Source organism: Campylobacter sp. BCW_4341, assembly GCF_001764255.1.
GTDB classification, from domain to species: domain Bacteria; phylum Campylobacterota; class Campylobacteria; order Campylobacterales; family Campylobacteraceae; genus Campylobacter_D; species Campylobacter_D jejuni.
The window spans coordinates 74197-90881 of the sequence record NZ_MKAH01000007.1 but is presented as its reverse complement, the minus strand read 5'-3'; the positions used below and the strand labels follow the sequence as shown (position 1 = coordinate 90881).

Below are 16685 nucleotides of genomic sequence, written 5' to 3'. Positions count from 1 at the left end.
TTCTACTCCTTAAATATTTTTTATTATAATTGTAGCTCTTTGAAGGATAAAAAATGTTTAAAGTTTATTATAAAATGCCTTTATGTTACCTATCTTTACATAGTGATGGAAAATTTTTAACTAGAGTCGATTTTTGTGATAATAAAAGATCAGAAAAAAATTGTAGTTTGCTTGACTTAGCAAAATATGAACTTGATTTATATTTTACTCATAAGCTTAGAAAATTTAGCATTCCTGTTTTGATACAAGGTACAGATTTTGAATCAAAGGTTTATAAGGCTTTAATGAAAATTCCTTATGGTAAAATAGCTACTTATAAAGATATAGCAGAAAAAATTAATCATCCAAAAGCTTTTAGAGCTGTCGGAAATGCAAATTCTAAAAATCAAATTCCTATTTTTATACCTTGTCATAGAGTTATTGCAAGCAATGGCATAGGAGGATATAATGGAGGGCTTGAAATAAAAAGATTTTTGCTTGAAAATGAAGGAGTGAATTTAAAATAAGCTTGGGGTTTGATTTTCTTTGTTTTCAAATTCTTGTTCAAAAATATCATAATTTTCAAGAATTAAACAATATTTAAAATTTTTTAATTTTCTTAAATCTGAAAGCTGATTATAGGAAAAATCACAAAATAAAGAATTTTTAGAAGCAATTTTAAAGTCTTTTATGTTTTTAAATTTTTCTTTCCAGAATTCAAAGGTATTTTGGTTGTTGCTTACAATAAACGCTTGAGAGCTTGAACCAAAAGGAGTGATTTCAAATTTATCATCAATAAAATAAATTTTAAAATCATCAATCTTATTAAAATCAAATATTATTTTTTGATTTTTTTCTTTTAAAAAAGAAATAATTTTTGCAAAACTATTTGCGTAAAAAAAAGGTAAATTAAGATTTTTAAAATATAAATTTTCACAAATCAAAGTTGTAAAAAAGAAGCTAGATCGCGATAATAAGGTAAAATTAGCATCTTTTAGACTATGAGAATAGGCACAAAGTTTATTTAAGTAATTTTCTTCACAGTAGCAAAAAATTTCACCCTTTTTTGCTTTGATTAGTTTTTCAAAATCAGTAAAAATATTTCCTTTTAAAATGTTAAAATAAAAAGCCTTACAAAGACTTAGTTCGTAAGATTTAAAAAGTAAAAATTCACATTCTTTATCTTCACAAAAAAAGCGTAAAAATCTTACAAGAGCTTGTTCTAGATTTTCTACTCTAAAGTAAAAAATGTCTTTATCTTCAATAGCAATGTCATTTTCTGTAATTATAGCATAAGCGCCTTTTTTTATAGCTTGGGCAATTTCTTTTTTATCGTTATTAAAGAAAGCAAAGCCTGCTTTAAGTTCGTTTAAATTTATGGCAAAACCTTCCACACTTAAAACGCTACCTTCATGAATGAGCGTTGCGTTTAAAAGTTCGCCTAAATTGCTAATTTGCATATTTTAGCCTACTAAAGAACCGTTTTGTACAAGTTGTTCAGGGGTGATTAAAACAAGTTTATCTCCGCTTTTTGCAGAAAGTATCATACCATCGCTTTCATGTCCAAAAATTTTAGCTTTTTTAAGATTACTTATAACACATACTTGTTTACCGATTAAATCACTGGCTTTATAGTATTTTGCTATGCCTGAGAGTACTTGACGGATCTCTTTATTGTCAAGTTCGAGTTGAAATTTTAAAAGTTTTTCACTCCCTTCTATATTTTGACAATCAAGTACCTTAGCAACTTTGATTTCAATTTTTGCAAAATCATCGATTTTTATTTTAGGACTTTCTTCTTTTTTAGGTTCTTCTTTAATTTCTTGTTTTAAAAGAGCTTTTTCTACTTTTGGAAATAAAGCTTCACAAGGATTTGCTTTAAAATCTAAAAGTTTATTATCAAGTATCATTTTTGCGTAATTTACAGACGAAATTTCAAAATTTAAAGCCAAAGCTACTTTTTGACAAGATTTTGGTAGAGCAGGGCTTAGCAAAAGACTTGTTTTGGCTAAAATATTTGCACAAAGTGCCACTAAAGCATTAGCTTGTTTGTGTTTGTTTTCTTTGATTAAATTCCAAGGTTCGTATTTGCTAATAGCTAAATTTGCCACACTTAAGGCTTTAAAAAGTTCTTCTAAATAACGATTACACTGTAAGTTTTCTAAAAATTCTACCGCTAAATTTAAGTGTTCTTTTGCTTGATTTAGTTCAGCATTGTAAAATTTTAAAACACCTTCTTTTGAAATATTTCCTTGATCATATTTTGTACTCATACCTATAATGCGATTAAGTAAATTTCCAAATTCATTGCTGAGTTCAGCATTGATACGATTTATCAGCATATTTTCGCTAAAATCCCCATCATTACCAAAAGGCACTTCTCTAAGCAAGAAATATCTAAAAGCTTCGCTTCCATAAGCATCAACTATTTCTTTAGGTTTTACAACATTGCCTTTAGATTTGCTCATTTTTTCACCTTCTTTAGTCCACCAGCCATGTGCACCTATAAATTTTGGCAAAGGCAAATCCACGCTCATTAAAAAAGCTGGCCAATAAATGGCATGAAAACGCAAGATATCTTTTCCTACTAAATGCACATGCGCAGGCCAAAATTTAGCATTTTCTCCCTTGCTTTGAAAATCAAGCGAACTTATATAGATAAAAAGTGCATCAAGCCATACATAAATAATATGTTTATTATCATTGATTTCTTGAGGCAGTTTAATCCCCCAATTAAAACTTGTTCTTGTAATAGAAAGATCTTTAAGGCCGCTTTGGACAAAATTTATAAGTTCGTTTTTTTTGTTTTTTGGTAGGATGGGATCTTTTTCTTCATACCATTGTAAAATTTTATCTTGATATTTTGAAAGTTTGAAAAAATAGCTTTCCTCTTTTAAAATTCTAGTTTGTTTGCCACAATCCGGACAAGAACAATCATTGATAAGCTGACTTTGAGTAAAAAAGCTTTCACAAGAAATACAATAGTGTCCTTCGTATTCATCTTTATAAATATCACCTTTTTGCCACATTTTTAAAAACATAGCTTTAACAAATTCAATATGCCTTGTATCAGTTGTTCTTGCGTAAATATCATAGGTGATTTCAAATTCATCCCATAATTTTTTAAATTCAAAACTGATTTTATCAGCATATTCTTGAGGAGTGGAATTTCTTAGTTTGGCAGCTTCTTCGATTTTTTGTCCATGCTCATCTGTTCCTGTTAGAAATCTTGTTTCATGTCCTTGCAAACGATAAAATCTTGCTAAAGTATCGGCTATGATGGTAGTATAAGCATGACCTAAATGAGGTACATCATTTACATAATAAATTGGTGTTGTAATATAACGCATTTTTTTCCTTTAAAAGTCAAATCCGCCTTCGGTTTTACCCTTAGACATACTATTATAGACTGCATCAACATAATTTTTTCTAGTTTGGCAGTTAAAAATTTCATTGCAATTATAACAAGAGTTTAGGTTTTTTGAGTTTTGACATGAAAGTAAAATTTCTTTCTTTTTATCCATATCAAGTTCAAATTCATCTCTAATCTCACTCATTGTAAGCCTTTAAAAGTTTTGAAATTTCATATTCTGAGCCAAAAAAACAAGGAGTTGTAGCATGGATTTTATCAAATTCAAGTTCAAGTAAGGAGTGATTTTTTCCATTTGTGGTTTTTCCGCCTGCTTTTTCTATAATAAAGGCTAAAGGAAAGACTTCAAAAAAAGCACGAAGTTTGCCATTAGGCGCATCTTGTGTTGCAGGATAACTAAAAATCCCACCCCCTTTTAATAAAATTTGATTGATATCGCTTACCATAGCCCCAGAATATCTTAAGCGATATCCTTCATCAAAAAGACTTTTGACAAATTTAGCGTGTTTTTCTTCCCAAAATTTTTGCGTTCCGCCTGTAGCATTAATTTTGCCTTTTTCATTCATTTTAAGATCTTTTATAAAAATAAATTCATTATTTGCATTTAGGCGATAAAGTTTTGGTTGATCTTTGCAAATCACAAGTTCTAAGCGCGCTCCATACATACTATAAAGTGCAGCTCTTAAATTTTTGGCATTTGCTTTTTCTTCATAGATGGCAAAAATAGAACCTATAGCAAAATTAACATCCATTAAGCTAGAACCATCTAAAGGATCATAAGCTACGATAAAATTTGCTTTTTTATTAAGCGTTAAAATTTCGTCTTTTTCTTCACTTATGATGGCTTTAATGCTTGAACATTGACTTAGGGTTTTTGTGATGATTTCATCGCTTAAAACATCAAATTTGAGTTGGGTATCGCCTGTAAAATTTTGATTTTGACTGTAGCTTGTATCGGGAAATTTTAAAGCGTTAGAAATTTCTAAAACAGCTTTTTGTATATAAGAAATCACTTCTTGCATTTTATAATTCTCCTTGTAAATTTTTAGCATTTTTAAGTATATATTGACAAATAGCTTGTATATCGTTTAAATCAAGCCAAGTAAGATAAGGGTGAGAAATTTTTTCATAGCTTGCAATGGCGTTTGAAAAAGTAAAATAACTTTCATCAATTTCTTTGCAAAATACGCTAATGCGTGGTAAATCAAGAGTTTTCAATCCTTCAACCAAACAAATGTCAAAATCAGGGCTTAATTTTAAAGCTTTTAAAATATCTCTATTTTCATGAGAAAAAAAAGTTGTTCTTGTAGGGCTTAAAACCATGACTTCAGCTCCGCTTTGAAAAAATTTAAAACTATCTTTACCGTTAAAATCAAATTGAGCTTTATCGGCAGGATCATGTTTAATGATTAAAACTTTTAAATTTTGTTGCAAAAAATTATCAGCTATTTTGGTGATGAGTGTAGTTTTTCCTGAATTTGAAGGCCCGCTAAAAGCTATGATAAGTTGTTTCATAAAATATACTCTTAATTTTTTTTGTAAAATTATATCTTTTTAAACCAAAAAATAGGGTTAAAAGGCTACAATAATACTAAAAAATATGGAAAAAGAATGAAAATTTATAGTGTAATTTTAGGTGCTTTTTTGCTTGGAGCTTGTTCTTTAAAAGATCAGGCGATTGTGGATACAAATTTAAAATCTCAAACTTTAATGTTTGCTCAAAAATACAAAATCACACAAGATAAGATTAATGCCATTGTAACCATGTCTTATTTAAACCCAATTCTAGACAAGATAAGTAAAGATGATGTATTGGCCTTGTCTTTTACTCCAAATACATTAAAAATTCAAAATTTAGAAGTTTTTATCAATAATAAAAAAGCTAATATTGAAAAACTGGATGATGAGTATTTAAAATATATAATACAAAATAACTATACTGATTATTTTAAAGTATCTCTTCCTAGTGTCAAGGAAGAGACTAGGCTTGTAGCTAAGATTTGTTTAGATCATTTGCCTTGTTTTGAATTAAATTTTCAAAAATATCCGAAATCTTTATACTATCGTTCAGAAGATGTCGATACACAATATAATTAGCTAGAACTTTTTTTCCGTAAATTCGGCTTTCTTGATAAGGAACTAGCTCCATAGACAAGAAAGGTTCAAATTTGCCCGTCTTAAACATATCATTTCTTGCAAGCATACGGTTAGTAAATCCTATACCACCATTATAAGCATAAGCGACAAAAAGTGGAGATTTTAAACGTGATTCAAGGTAATTTAGATGATAGTTTCCAAAGTAATATGCTATTTCAGGTTTAAACATAAAATCTTGATCGAAATTTGGAATTTTTAATTCTTTTTCTCCTATGTGATTGGCTAAAAATGGCATAAATTGCATCATGCCTAAAGCATAAGAAACTGAAATAGCAGTTGGAATAAAACGACTTTCTTGTCTGGCAATAGCCAAAATTAAAGCTTGTCTTGTTTTATTATAGTCTTTTATATTGTCATAATAAGGCATTATAAAATAATGTTTTTTAAAATTATTTTTGCGTTCTAATATGTAAGCATAAATAGGCAAGGTTTCTTGTGTGTCAAATTCTTTTGCCAAGACATCTAGTTGACTTGCATTAGCATCGCGAATTTGTTTGTTTATTTTTTGCCAAGCAAAAGGATCTTGCATATTAAAATTATTTTTTTTCTTGCTTGGATTAAGGCTTTCTATCTTTGGAAAAGGTGTGTTAGTAAGTTCTTTTGCGTAAAGACTATAAATATTTAAAGAAGAACTTTGCGATAAAGTTTTTAAATCTTCTTCATTGTTTTTAATCAACCACATCCAAAATATAGCATTGTCTTTATTGCTTTGCGATTTAAAACTTTGAGCCGCCTTTTTAAAAAAGTCATAAGCAAGCTCTGTTTTATCATAAGTTAAGGCATTGACTCCTAAATAGAAAGCAGAATCTTCACTTACATTTTCAGGATTTATTTCTAGCATAGAATGTCTAAATTTTGGATTTTCTTTTTTAATAATAATATTTTGTGCAAAATCTTTAAAACCAATGTGGTTTGGTAGTTTATTGACTAAACTTGTATTTAAATCTAAGTCGTATTTTTTAGAATAATTATAAAGTTTAAAAAAACCATTAATATCTTCTTTTTGTACCATATAGCTCATAGGATCAGAAGTATTAAAAGCTAGCAATAAATTTGTCAAATCAGGTCTTTGATTTTCAAAGGTTTGAGCTAAAGTAGTTCGGTCTTTGGAATTTAAACTCGCTATAAAAACTAATGAATTTAAGCGCACACTTTGACAAGTTAAATTTGCATCTAAGATAGTATTTGCTGTATAGGTATAGCATTTAGCATATTTTGGGTTGATATAAGGCTTTAAAGGGATGATTTTTTCAAGTTCGGATTTAATTTTTCCTATATAGCGAAAAATATGAGAATTTAAATCCTGTGCATCTTTTTTACTGATTTTATTTTTTTCTAAAAGCCTATAAATATAATAATCCTTAGCAAGTGAATTTTCTTCTTTTTTGAGTTTTTCTATGCTATATTGTGTAGCATTTAAACTTGAAAAAATAAATAAAAAAACGAGTATTTTTTTTATCACAATATACTCCTTAAGATATTCCCAAGAAAAATACCAAGAAACTGCAATGCTAAGACTATAATCAAAGGTGCAAGATCAATATTACCAATGCGTGTTGGAATTTTTCTAACTAAGGCGTAAGCAGGGTAGCTTAGTTTATATAAAATTTGCACTATAGGATTATAAGGATCAGGATTTACCCAGCTTAAAAGTGCCGTGATAATAATAATCCAAGTATAAATGTTAATGACAATTTGTAGTACTTGAAAAATAGAAATAATAAAAGAGTCTATAACCATAATTAAATCCTTGCTAATTCGTGAATAAAATTTTTAATATAAGGATAAAGATCGCTAAGCTCAGGTCCGTGAATATTTCCTGTTAAAATTATCCTTAAAGGCATGAAAAATTTTTTACCTTTTAAGCCGCTTTTGCTTAAAAGTTCATTTTTAAAATCTTCATAGTTTTCAAAAAGTTCAATATCTTTTAAGAGTTCTTTTAAAATTTTACATTCTGTTTCAAACTCTCCAAAGTCTTTTGTGTTGAAAATAGCTCGCATTTTTTCTTTAAGTTCTTTTGTGGTGCTTGCTTCTTGAGTGTAAAATTTAGCAAGTTGTGCAAGATCTTTGTTTAAATCTAAAGTTTTATTAAGCTCATCATCTTTTATCATTTTGATATGTTCACGATTAATTTGCAAAAGTTTTTTAAGATCAAATCTTGCTGGAGCTTTTGAAACTTTAGAAATATCAAACCATTTTATAGCTTCTTCTAAGGTAAAAATTTCACAAGGAGTTTTATTGCCTAGCATGATAAGATAATTTGCGATTGCACTAGGTAAAATTCCACTTTCAAGTAGCCATTTTACAGAAGAATGTGCTTCTCTTTTGCTCATTTTAACACCTTCTTCGTTTAAAATGATAGGCAAGTGCGCATAAGTTATGGCTTTGTTATAGTCTAAACTTGCGCGGATATGTTCTTGTTTTGGAGTGTTTGAAACATGATCTTCTCCGCGTATAATACAAGTAACATTTTCAAGCATATCATCAACCGCACAAGCAAAATTATAAGTTGGAGTTTTATCCGTTCTCATAATCACAAAAGAGTCTATATTTTCAGGTTCAAAACTTAATTCACCTTTGATAAAATCTGTAAATTTCATAGTGTGAGTAGGTTTTTTAAGACGGATAACAAAGGGTTTTTCACATTCTAAAACATCGATATCGGCTAGTTTTTCACAAGTGCCATCGTAGCGATAAGCTTTACCTTGTTTTTTAGCTAGCTCTTTTTTTGCTTCAAGTTCTTCTTCGGTGCAAAAACAAGCAAAAGCTTTCTTTTCACTTATAAGTTTTAAAGCCATTTGGCGATGGAATTTCAAATTTTCACTTTGTATATAGTAATGCTGCCATGAAATACCAAAAAGATTTAAAATTTCTTTGATTTCTTCTTCTTTTCCTGCTATATTTCTAGCCTTATCAGTATCTTCGATGCGTAAGATAAAATCCATATTTTTTTGTCTTGCACAGATATAATTAAAAATTGCTGCGCGTAAATTTCCTATGTGTATATCACCTGTGGGAGAAGGTGCAAAACGGTACATTTTATAGCCTTTAAAATTATTTAAAAGTTTATTATAACAGAAAAATTTATACGGATATTTAATTTTACTTGGTTATAATACTTTTATGATATTTTTAATTTTTTCTTTCATTGTATTATTGATTTTTGGCTTAGCAAATGTTTATATTTATAAAAGATTAATCAAGAAAATTACTCTTTTTAAGTATTTTTATAAAATTTTTGTCTTTATTTTTATTGTGCTTTTTTTGGCCCAAGCTGTGTTTTTAATATTTCGTAGAGATGAATATTTAAGTGATACTTGGTATGAAATTTTAGCCATGCTTTATGCGCCGACTTATTGTTTGTTTTTTATGACTTTAGCTTGGGATTTTATTAAATTGATTTTAGCTCTTATGGGTAAAAGAGATAAAAAATATAATTTTATTTTGCGTTTGATTTTTGAGCTTTCTCTTATAGTTTTAAGTGTGTTTTTAATTTATATAAGTATAAATAATGCTCTAAAAACACCTGAAGTAAAGAGTGTTGATGTTGAAATACCAAATCTTAAACAAGATTTAAAAATTGTCATGCTTACTGATATACATTTGGGTAAAAATTTGCATGAAAATTTTTTAGATAAGCTCATCACTAAAGTGAATTTGCAAAGTCCTGATATGGTTGTAATAGTAGGAGATCTGATTGATACTAATCCTAAAGATTTAAAAAATTACATCTCAAAACTTAATGATTTTAATTCCACTTATGGAACTTTTTATGCCTTGGGAAATCATGAGTATTATCATGGTATCAATAAAGTTTTGGATTTACTTAGAAAACATACTAATATGAAAATTTTAGTCAATCAAAATTTAGATTTAGGTTTTATAAATATTGCTGGACTTGGAGATTTAGCGGGACTTGATAAGGGTTTATATGCTCCTGATTTAGCAAGAATAAAAGTGGATTTAAATACAAGTAAAGCTAGTATTTTACTCACACATCAACCCAAAACAGCTTTGCTTTATGATTTAAGTGATTTTGACCTTGTTTTAAGTGGGCATACGCATGGAGGGCAAATTTTCCCTTTTATGTTTTTAGTTAAACTTCAGCAAGGTTTTGTTCATGGGCTTTATGATTTAGGAGAAAAAACTAAGCTTTATGTGAGTAGTGGAGCAGGATTTTGGGGGCCAAGTCTTAGAGTTTTTGCTCCGAGTGAAATAGTGATTTTAAATTTAAAAGGAAAAAAATGAGTTTTTCGAAAGAAAGTTCGAGACTTTTTGGTTTTGTAGCGGGGATTAAATTTCCTAAGATGATACAAAAAGTTATTAATGAAAATTATGTTAAGTATTTTAATATCGATATGAGTGAATTTAAAGCTCCTTGTGAATACGAGAGTTTAAATGCTCTTTTTACAAGAACTTTGCACATTCCAAGAAAACTTGAAGAAGGTTTTATCAGTCCAAGTGATGGTAAAATTTTAGAGTGTGGAAGTACTTTTTTGGCAAATGAAGAACATTTTGCTTTTTCTATAAAAGGACATGCTTATAGCGTTGAGGAGCTTTTAAAAGATAGCTTTGAAAAAGATGAGCTTAAAAATGGGCTTGATTATGTCAATATCTATCTTTCTCCAAAAGATTATCATCGTTATCACAGCCCTTGTGATATGCAAATTTTAAGTGCAACTTACACAAGCGGCGCCCTTTATAGTGTAAATGAAAAGCATTTAGAACGCATTAGTAATTTATATGTAAAAAATGAAAGAGTGAGTTTAAAATGTCAAAATGAAAAAGGTATTTTTTGGCTTGTTTTTATAGGAGCGCAAAATGTAGGAAAAATGCATTTTAATTTTGATACAAGCATACAAACCAATGCTAAAATTTCTCATAATTTTACTAGAAAATATGAAAATTTAAATTTCAAAAAAGGCGAAGAACTAGGAAATTTTGAACTAGGTTCTACTATAGTTTTAATCTCTCAAAAAGGACTTTTAAATTTTAATTTAAAAGTAGGACAGGGTATTAAATTTGGAGAAAAAATAGCGGATTAGTTTTTAGGAGTTTTATTTGCCATTTGATAGATAAAGGCAAAAACTTCAGCCACAGCTTTATACATATTAGGTGGAATTTCATCACCTAAGTCAAGCTTGCTTAAAATTTCTATTAAATCTTCATCTTCTTTAATGGGAACTCCGTGTTCCTTGGCTAAAGAAATAATTTTAGCAGCACTTTCACCTTTGCCACTTGCAAGCACTTTTGGGGCAGAGTTTTTTTCTTTTTGATAGCCTAGAGCTACAGCTTTTTTAATCGATCTTTTAATTTTGCTCATACTTTTTTATCCATACCCATTTCAAGGTCTAAATTTTTCATATTTCTAGTATCAAATTTACTTCTTATGATATCACCTACAAAGAAATTTGCACTTAAAAGTCCTGCTTTATTGATATTTCTTTTAAGCTCATGGGCATTTTCATAGATGGTTTTTCTAAATTCAATATTTTCTGCCATAATATTAATATCTATATATTTTTCATTATTTAAAGAAATAAGAATTTCCAAATCCCCAAGTTTTGCAAATTCGAGCTTAATCTGAGCAAAAAATTTATCCTTTTTTCCGCGTCTAAACATAATTTTAGAATCATTTAAATCATCCCAAGAAAAAGGCAGATAAGTATTTATAGAATCATTGGCTAAAGACATGAGTTGATTGATTTCAATTTGCGCCAAAAGACGATTAGCTTGATTATACACAGCTTCATTGCCTTCATTTTTAGCTAAATTTGAAATTTGCAAAAGTGTTGATTTTACATCATGATGTAAAGATTCAGCTATATCTTGTTCTGTTTTTGGTTTAATTTGCGTTAGATCTTTGGTAGAAAGATTGAGTTTGTGTTCAAGATTTTTAAGTTCTGCTTGATTAAGCTTGGCATTTTGAGTATAGGGTTCAAGTTCTTTTAAACTTTCATTAAGTCTACGAGAAAGATTACTTAAATTTTTACTTAAATCTTGCACTTGCTCTAGATCTAAATTTTCTACATTAAATGCTAAATTTTTTACAGTATTTTGTTTTATAAATTCCTGATTTTTAAAAATATTTTGCATAGTTTGGTTATTGTTAAGTTGAATATTTTGAGAATTATTTAAATTTTGCGTATTGTTTGTGTTAGGATTTGAAGTGTTGGTATTTGTATTGATTGAAGTTTTGTTTTCTGTTTTTGTTTCATAAAATTTTGGATTTTCTTTGATATTTTCTTTTGATTTTTCTTGTTTTTCATCTTTAATTTTTTCTTGGTTTGGAGTAGAATTTTTTATATCATTGTCTGGATTATTTTCTGTTTCATTGTTTTGAATATCATTTTTTGTATCTTGGGTATCTTCTTCATGGGTTTTTATATTAGAATCTAATTTTGAATCTTGCTTAGTATCATCTGTGAGATTTTCTTCTTTTGATGCTTTTATATGTTTTTCTTCATCTTGGTTTTTTGTGTTATGATTAAGTTTTTCTTCTTTGATATTTTCTTTGTTACTTAAAAGATTTTCTAAAATATTTTCTTTATCTTGTATTTTAGAAGATTGATTGCCTAGTATATTTTTTAAAGTATTTTCAAGTTTTTCAAAGGCGGTAGCAGTTTGCTTAAGGATGTTTGGATCTTTTATCATTAAATTTTCTGGCTTATTAAGAGCTTTGAAAAAATCATTTTTGATGGAATTTAATTCTTTTAAAATTTTATTAGCTATAGGGGTGATTTTTTCTTGAGCATGACTGGGATTTTTACTTATATAATTTTTAAAATTTTCCAATTTAGAACTTAAATTTAAAAGTGCTTTAAAAGAACTTTGATTTAAAATTTGCTTATTTTCATTTTTGTTAGAATTAATAATATTTTTTAATTCTTTTAAAGTGTCTTTTGGGTTTAAATTTGCATTTGCAAGTTGGGCTATCTGAATACTTAGTTTTTCACTACTAAGACCTTTGATTGTACTTAAAAGAGAGTGAAAACTTTTGGGCAGCAATTCTTCGTTTAGGGCATCTTTTAATTTAGCTTCTAAAAATACGCCTGAATTTTTAAACAAAGGAGCTAAGTTGTTGTTTTTTATTTCACTGGCAGGTTTTAAAATTTGATTTAATCTGTCTAAAACTTGTGTAAAAGTATCGCTTTTTGCAAGTTCTGTGCTTAAAGTTTTTAATTCATTAGCAAAATTAGGAGCTAAATTTAAATTTTTTCCTTGTTTAAGTACAGGGGAATCGGGGTTTTTTTGAGCATTGATTTGATCTAAAAGTTTATTAACAAGTTCTTTTAATTTGGTGCCTGTTTCATTTTGAACAAATTTTGCTAGTATTTCTTCACTGCTAGCGTCCTTGCTTAAACCTAAATTTTGCTTTAAAGCTTGCGCAAGTGCTTCTTTTGGATTGTCCTTTAAATTTGTTTTATCTTTTGAAGTAGAGTTATCTATTTTTAAATCATTTTTTTGCGTATTGGCAATTTGACTTGCTAGTTGAGTATTAATCATCAAATATCACCATATTTCCAGGCTTTTTCTTAAATTTTTTATTTAAAATATTTGGTTTATTGATAGCAAAAAGAATTAAAAATGCTAAAGAAACTATATAAAACCATATAAAACCTTTGATTTCAAAGTATTGCATTAAAAAACCTAAAATTAAAGGGCCAAACAAAGAGCCCAAAGAATAGCAAAAAAGAACCCCACGACCTAACTCTACGCCTTTATTTTTGCTTACTAAAACATCATTTGCTCTAGCAAGTGCTAAAGCATATAAACAAAATATTCCTATACCTAGAGTAATTCCTAAAAAATATTGCATATGCAAGTGAAGTTTAAAAAAGATAAATATAAGCATAGTGATAAATCCTATGCTTGCGCAAGTGATAATGGCAAATTTGCGACCAAGTTTATCTGAAATAGTTCCTATGATGGTTTGTGCAATAAAACCACCTAAAACCCCACAAAATATAAAATAAGAAACCGCTTTTGCATCAAAACCTTGCAAAAGTATAAATAAAGATGCCATAGAAAAAAAGCCATTTATAAGCATTCCGGCTATAAAGCTTGTGACGATAGCCAAAGGGGCTATATCAAAAATTTTAGGTATAGAAATAGGACTTGATGCGGGCAAAACAGGTTCTTTGATTTTAATCAAATTTAAAGGCAAAGATGAAAGTAAAATTAAAGTTGCACTGAGAATAAATACACTATGTTTGCTTAAATTTAACGCTATGATTAAAACTCCAATACCAAACGCAAGATAAAAAACAATTTCATAAAAACCTAAAATTCTAGATCGAATGGCATTTTTGCTTTTTTCATTAAGCCATGATTCTATGACCATTAAAAGACCATAGTAGCAAATCCCTATGAAAAATCTTAAAACAGCCCAAAAAATAAGATTTTCGCTTACTGTATGAAGCATAGCTGAAATTCCAAAAATAGCCCCAAATAGCCCAAAAGAGCGTATATGACCTATACGAGAAATAATTTTATGAGCACTGATGGTTCCAACAAGAGCGCCTATAAAAAAACAAGAACTTACCACTCCAACAGCTAAAGAACTTTCTCCGTTTTCTTTTAATATAACACCTATAGAGCTTACTATCAAGGCATTACCTGCAAATAAAAATGCCATACCAGCAAAAAGTGCTGTCATTGATTTAATAATTTTTTTTGGACTCATACTTTTTTATATATAAAATAAAAATAAACACACAAACTAGCAAGGATGAAATTCCACAAATATAAGCAAAGATATCTAATTTATCTTGGCGATGTAAAAATAAAAATCCAGCAACCAATATCACATAAGCCATCAATTTAAAGAGAGTAAAAAACATAGCAAAAAAATGGATTTTCTCTTTAATATTTGGCTTTAAATCGTCTTTTAGAACTTTAAAATGAATAATTTTTGATAAATTTTGTTCTTTTTTGATAAAAAGTGATGAAATGAAATTAAAATCTTTTTCATAATTTTTTGATTTTTTTATAATGACTTTTTTATAATTTAAATAAGAAGCAAAAATAATCAATAAAACACTAAAAAAAGCTATTTCATAGCTTAAAAATGTGTCTAATTTAAAATGATTTAACGATAAAAATATGATCCAAAAAAATAAATGAATAATGGCAAAAATACAAAATAGAGCTTTTTTATGTTCCATTATTTGTTCTTTTCTTTTTGAATTTTTTCTTTGATCAACTCATCTCTTTCTTTAAATTCTTCATAGCTTTTTACTTGAACTTTATAAGCTTTATAAACATTAAGTATAGCAGCACTGATCCCCCAAAAAACTCCAAGCCAAAAAAGCCAAGGATAAGGAGTAAATTTTTTAAGCAAATATCCTATTCCCACACCTATAAATACAGCAACAACCATAGAGATGCCAAGACTTAAACCATCCGCAGCTTCAAGAGTTTTGCGAATGATTTTTTGTCTTTTGCTGTTGGAATTTTCTAAGTGATTTTTTTCTTCTTTTAAAATATTGCTCATATTCTTTTAAAGCTTTCCCTAACAGCTTCTAATGTTGTATCTACAATTTTATCATCCATTTTTGAACATATAAAGCCTGTTTCAAATTGAGAAGGCGCTAAATAAACTCCATTTTCAAGCATATTTTTGTGAAATTTTGAAAATAATGCTAGATCAGATTTTAATGCATCTTGGTAGTTTGATACAGGATTTTTGGTGAAAAAGTATCCAAACATAGAACCTACATGACAAACTTGTAGCGGAAGTCCTTTTTCATCTGCTAATTTTTTCATTCCTTGGGTAAGTTTTTTTGCTAATTTTCCAAGCTTGTCATAAAGCTTGGTTTTCTTTTTGGCTTTTGTAAGACTTGCTATACCTGCAGCCATTGCCAAAGGATTTCCACTTAAAGTTCCTGCTTGATAGACTCCACCCAAAGGACTTAAAATATCCATAATTTCAGCTCTAGAAGCAAATGCTGCTGCAGGTAGACCGCCTCCTATTACTTTGCCAAAAGTAATTATATCTGCTTGGATATGATTGATTCCATAGGAACCAAGGTAAGATGCTCTATATCCACTCATTACTTCATCAAAAATCAGCAGAGTTTGATTGTTTTTACAGATCTTAGCAAGTTCTTCTAAAAAATCTTGTTTAGCTGGAACTAACCCCATATTTCCAGCAATAGGCTCAATGATAACACATGCAATATCTTTATTTTTTTCAAAAAGCTCTTTAACGCTATTTATATCATTATATTTTGCTACTAAAGTGTGTTTAGCTACATCTTCTAAAACACCCAAGGAGCTAGGAGAGTTAAAAGTAGCAGCACCACTTCCTGCACTCACCAATAATGAATCAGAATGCCCGTGATAACATCCTTCAAATTTTAAAATTTTATCTTTTTTAGTAAAGCCACGGGCAAGACGAATAGCACTCATGGTTGCTTCTGTTCCGCTACTTACAAAGCGGATTTTTTCTAAATGAGGAAAATCAGATAAAACAAGTTTGGCAAGTTCAGTTTCTAATAAAGTCGGAGCTCCAAAACTTGAACCTTTATGAAGTGCTTTTTGACAAGCTTTTTGTATATCTTTATCGCAATGTCCAAAAAGTAAAGGCCCCCAGCTTTGAACATAGTCTATATAAGAATTTCCATCTATATCGAAAATATAAGCACCTTTTCCATGGGAAATAAATTTTGGCTCACTTTGAACATTTGCAAAAGCACGAACTGGAGAATTTACACCACCTGCGATGAATTTACACGCTTCTTTAAAAGCTTTTTTGTTTGTCATTTTTCTTCCTTGCTAAATTGCTTGATGTAATTATATAAAGTTACAATTTCATCATTTGTTAAAGAGTAATTTGGCATGATTGATTTTGCGTCTTTACTCTGATTAAGAGAATTTTTAAATTTCTCAAAACTAAGATTTTGTATACTTGGAACTTTATAAGCTGTTTTAATACCATTTTTCATATAATATCCTAAAATTTGTTCGCTTCCATCTGCTCCATGACATTCTTTACAACTAATACCCCTTGGATTTTCATAAAGCATTTTAGAGTATTCTTTAAGAGTGATAAAATCAGCACCAAAAAGACTAATACTAAATAAAAAAAACATTAAAACAATTTTCAAAGTTTCACCTTGTTAATGAAGTTTTAATATGATACAATTTTTACTTTAAAAAAGTGATTAAATTTATA

General features: G+C 28.8%; 19 protein-coding genes. 4 read left to right on the top strand and 15 right to left on the bottom strand.

The genetic code is table 11. The annotated features are described in order from the left end of the window. The first annotated feature begins 53 nt into the window (after positions 1 to 53). Positions 54 to 506 (top strand): methylated-DNA--[protein]-cysteine S-methyltransferase, encoded by a 453-nt coding sequence (locus AJN70_RS01330; protein WP_002856786.1) that lies wholly within the window; start codon positions 54 to 56, stop codon positions 504 to 506. Here AJN70_RS01330 and AJN70_RS01325 read toward each other — a convergent pair. The 5 genes from AJN70_RS01325 to mobB are packed head-to-tail and all read right to left on the bottom strand — an operon-like array spanning position 498 to position 4864. Beyond that, entirely contained in the window at positions 498 to 1439 is a 942-nt protein-coding gene (locus tag AJN70_RS01325; RefSeq protein WP_070295390.1) for a hypothetical protein, read from the bottom strand. The two genes, AJN70_RS01330 and AJN70_RS01325, sit on opposite strands and share 9 nt — an antisense overlap. A gap of 3 nt (positions 1440 to 1442) precedes the next feature. After that, the gene (gene metG / locus AJN70_RS01320) at positions 1443 to 3329 is read right to left on the bottom strand and encodes a methionine--tRNA ligase (RefSeq protein WP_070295388.1); all 1887 of its coding nucleotides are present in this window, start codon (positions 3327 to 3329) and stop codon (positions 1443 to 1445) included. Between the two features lie 9 nt (positions 3330 to 3338). Then, a complete protein-coding gene (locus tag AJN70_RS01315) occupies positions 3339 to 3536 on the bottom strand; it encodes a hypothetical protein (RefSeq protein WP_070248169.1) in 198 nt (65 codons plus the stop codon). Further along, complete coding sequence (locus AJN70_RS01310) at positions 3529 to 4371, bottom strand: class 1 fructose-bisphosphatase (protein WP_002861480.1); 843 nt, start codon at positions 4369 to 4371, stop codon at positions 3529 to 3531. The genes AJN70_RS01315 and AJN70_RS01310 overlap by 8 nt, the downstream gene beginning before the upstream one ends. A gap of 1 nt (position 4372) precedes the next feature. Then, on the bottom strand, positions 4373 to 4864 hold the full coding sequence (mobB, locus tag AJN70_RS01305; protein WP_002861481.1) for a molybdopterin-guanine dinucleotide biosynthesis protein B: 492 nt from the start codon (positions 4862 to 4864) through the stop codon (positions 4373 to 4375). 96 nt (positions 4865 to 4960) lie between these two features. On the opposite strand from mobB, the gene AJN70_RS01300 reads away from it, so the two are divergent. Then, entirely contained in the window at positions 4961 to 5446 is a 486-nt protein-coding gene (locus tag AJN70_RS01300) for a hypothetical protein (protein WP_070210092.1), read from the top strand. On the opposite strand, the gene AJN70_RS01295 is transcribed toward AJN70_RS01300, so the two are convergent. Genes AJN70_RS01295 through gltX form a run of 3 tightly spaced genes read right to left on the bottom strand, consistent with a single transcriptional unit; the run spans position 5343 to position 8544 of the window. After that, positions 5343 to 6968, bottom strand: coding sequence for a lytic transglycosylase domain-containing protein (locus AJN70_RS01295; protein ID WP_074469977.1), 1626 nt, complete (start codon positions 6966 to 6968; stop codon positions 5343 to 5345). The two genes, AJN70_RS01300 and AJN70_RS01295, sit on opposite strands and share 104 nt — an antisense overlap. Further along, complete coding sequence (locus tag AJN70_RS01290; RefSeq protein WP_002852501.1) at positions 6965 to 7246, bottom strand: YggT family protein; 282 nt, start codon at positions 7244 to 7246, stop codon at positions 6965 to 6967. The genes AJN70_RS01295 and AJN70_RS01290 overlap by 4 nt, the downstream gene beginning before the upstream one ends. 2 nt (positions 7247 to 7248) lie before the next feature. Continuing rightward, positions 7249 to 8544, bottom strand: coding sequence for a glutamate--tRNA ligase (gene gltX, locus AJN70_RS01285; protein ID WP_070295386.1), 1296 nt, complete (start codon positions 8542 to 8544; stop codon positions 7249 to 7251). A gap of 85 nt (positions 8545 to 8629) precedes the next feature. On the opposite strand from gltX, the gene AJN70_RS01280 reads away from it, so the two are divergent. Both AJN70_RS01280 and AJN70_RS01275 read left to right on the top strand, forming a co-directional pair. Further along, positions 8630 to 9754, top strand: coding sequence for a metallophosphoesterase (locus AJN70_RS01280; protein WP_070295384.1), 1125 nt, complete (start codon positions 8630 to 8632; stop codon positions 9752 to 9754). Then, positions 9751 to 10551 carry a phosphatidylserine decarboxylase gene (locus tag AJN70_RS01275; RefSeq protein ID WP_070295381.1) on the top strand — a complete coding sequence of 267 codons (801 nt, stop codon included), beginning with the start codon at positions 9751 to 9753 and terminating at the stop codon, positions 10549 to 10551. Before AJN70_RS01280 ends, AJN70_RS01275 begins: the two co-directional genes overlap by 4 nt. Here AJN70_RS01275 and AJN70_RS01270 read toward each other — a convergent pair. The 7 genes from AJN70_RS01270 to AJN70_RS01240 are packed head-to-tail and all read right to left on the bottom strand — an operon-like array spanning position 10548 to position 16617. Next, on the bottom strand, positions 10548 to 10829 hold the full coding sequence (locus tag AJN70_RS01270) for a FlhB-like flagellar biosynthesis protein (RefSeq protein WP_002852641.1): 282 nt from the start codon (positions 10827 to 10829) through the stop codon (positions 10548 to 10550). The genes AJN70_RS01275 and AJN70_RS01270 overlap by 4 nt on opposite strands. Further along, complete coding sequence (locus AJN70_RS01265) at positions 10826 to 13012, bottom strand: flagellar hook-length control protein FliK (RefSeq protein ID WP_070295379.1); 2187 nt, start codon at positions 13010 to 13012, stop codon at positions 10826 to 10828. The genes AJN70_RS01270 and AJN70_RS01265 overlap by 4 nt, the downstream gene beginning before the upstream one ends. Next, positions 13005 to 14192, bottom strand: a complete 1188-nt coding sequence (locus AJN70_RS01260; RefSeq protein WP_070295376.1) for an MFS transporter — start codon at positions 14190 to 14192, stop codon at positions 13005 to 13007. Before AJN70_RS01260 ends, AJN70_RS01265 begins: the two co-directional genes overlap by 8 nt. Next, a complete protein-coding gene (locus AJN70_RS01255) occupies positions 14170 to 14673 on the bottom strand; it encodes a hypothetical protein (protein ID WP_044809769.1) in 504 nt (167 codons plus the stop codon). Before AJN70_RS01255 ends, AJN70_RS01260 begins: the two co-directional genes overlap by 23 nt. Then, complete coding sequence (locus tag AJN70_RS01250) at positions 14673 to 15002, bottom strand: AtpZ/AtpI family protein (RefSeq protein ID WP_002852414.1); 330 nt, start codon at positions 15000 to 15002, stop codon at positions 14673 to 14675. Before AJN70_RS01250 ends, AJN70_RS01255 begins: the two co-directional genes overlap by 1 nt. After that, complete coding sequence (gene hemL / locus AJN70_RS01245) at positions 14999 to 16273, bottom strand: glutamate-1-semialdehyde 2,1-aminomutase (protein ID WP_070295374.1); 1275 nt, start codon at positions 16271 to 16273, stop codon at positions 14999 to 15001. The genes AJN70_RS01250 and hemL overlap by 4 nt, the downstream gene beginning before the upstream one ends. After that, positions 16270 to 16617 carry a c-type cytochrome gene (locus tag AJN70_RS01240; RefSeq protein WP_070295372.1) on the bottom strand — a complete coding sequence of 116 codons (348 nt, stop codon included), beginning with the start codon at positions 16615 to 16617 and terminating at the stop codon, positions 16270 to 16272. Before AJN70_RS01240 ends, hemL begins: the two co-directional genes overlap by 4 nt. Positions 16618 to 16685: the final 68 nt, after the last annotated feature.

Bases quoted from the DNA above. Each gene is read 5' to 3' on its own strand.
- AJN70_RS01330 (WP_002856786.1), top strand. From the start codon at position 54: ATGTTTAAAGTTTATTATAAAATGCCTTTATGTTACCTATCTTTACAT.
- AJN70_RS01325 (WP_070295390.1), bottom strand. From the start codon at position 1,439: ATGCAAATTAGCAATTTAGGCGAACTTTTAAACGCAACGCTCATTCAT.
- metG (WP_070295388.1), bottom strand. From the start codon at position 3,329: ATGCGTTATATTACAACACCAATTTATTATGTAAATGATGTACCTCAT.
- AJN70_RS01315 (WP_070248169.1), bottom strand. From the start codon at position 3,536: ATGAGTGAGATTAGAGATGAATTTGAACTTGATATGGATAAAAAGAAA.
- AJN70_RS01310 (WP_002861480.1), bottom strand. From the start codon at position 4,371: ATGCAAGAAGTGATTTCTTATATACAAAAAGCTGTTTTAGAAATTTCT.
- mobB (WP_002861481.1), bottom strand. From the start codon at position 4,864: ATGAAACAACTTATCATAGCTTTTAGCGGGCCTTCAAATTCAGGAAAA.
- AJN70_RS01300 (WP_070210092.1), top strand. From the start codon at position 4,961: ATGAAAATTTATAGTGTAATTTTAGGTGCTTTTTTGCTTGGAGCTTGT.
- AJN70_RS01290 (WP_002852501.1), bottom strand. From the start codon at position 7,246: ATGGTTATAGACTCTTTTATTATTTCTATTTTTCAAGTACTACAAATT.
- gltX (WP_070295386.1), bottom strand. From the start codon at position 8,544: ATGTACCGTTTTGCACCTTCTCCCACAGGTGATATACACATAGGAAAT.
- AJN70_RS01280 (WP_070295384.1), top strand. From the start codon at position 8,630: ATGATATTTTTAATTTTTTCTTTCATTGTATTATTGATTTTTGGCTTA.
- AJN70_RS01275 (WP_070295381.1), top strand. From the start codon at position 9,751: ATGAGTTTTTCGAAAGAAAGTTCGAGACTTTTTGGTTTTGTAGCGGGG.
- AJN70_RS01270 (WP_002852641.1), bottom strand. From the start codon at position 10,829: ATGAGCAAAATTAAAAGATCGATTAAAAAAGCTGTAGCTCTAGGCTAT.
- AJN70_RS01265 (WP_070295379.1), bottom strand. From the start codon at position 13,012: ATGATTAATACTCAACTAGCAAGTCAAATTGCCAATACGCAAAAAAAT.
- AJN70_RS01260 (WP_070295376.1), bottom strand. From the start codon at position 14,192: ATGAGTCCAAAAAAAATTATTAAATCAATGACAGCACTTTTTGCTGGT.
- AJN70_RS01255 (WP_044809769.1), bottom strand. From the start codon at position 14,673: ATGGAACATAAAAAAGCTCTATTTTGTATTTTTGCCATTATTCATTTA.
- AJN70_RS01250 (WP_002852414.1), bottom strand. From the start codon at position 15,002: ATGAGCAATATTTTAAAAGAAGAAAAAAATCACTTAGAAAATTCCAAC.
- hemL (WP_070295374.1), bottom strand. From the start codon at position 16,273: ATGACAAACAAAAAAGCTTTTAAAGAAGCGTGTAAATTCATCGCAGGT.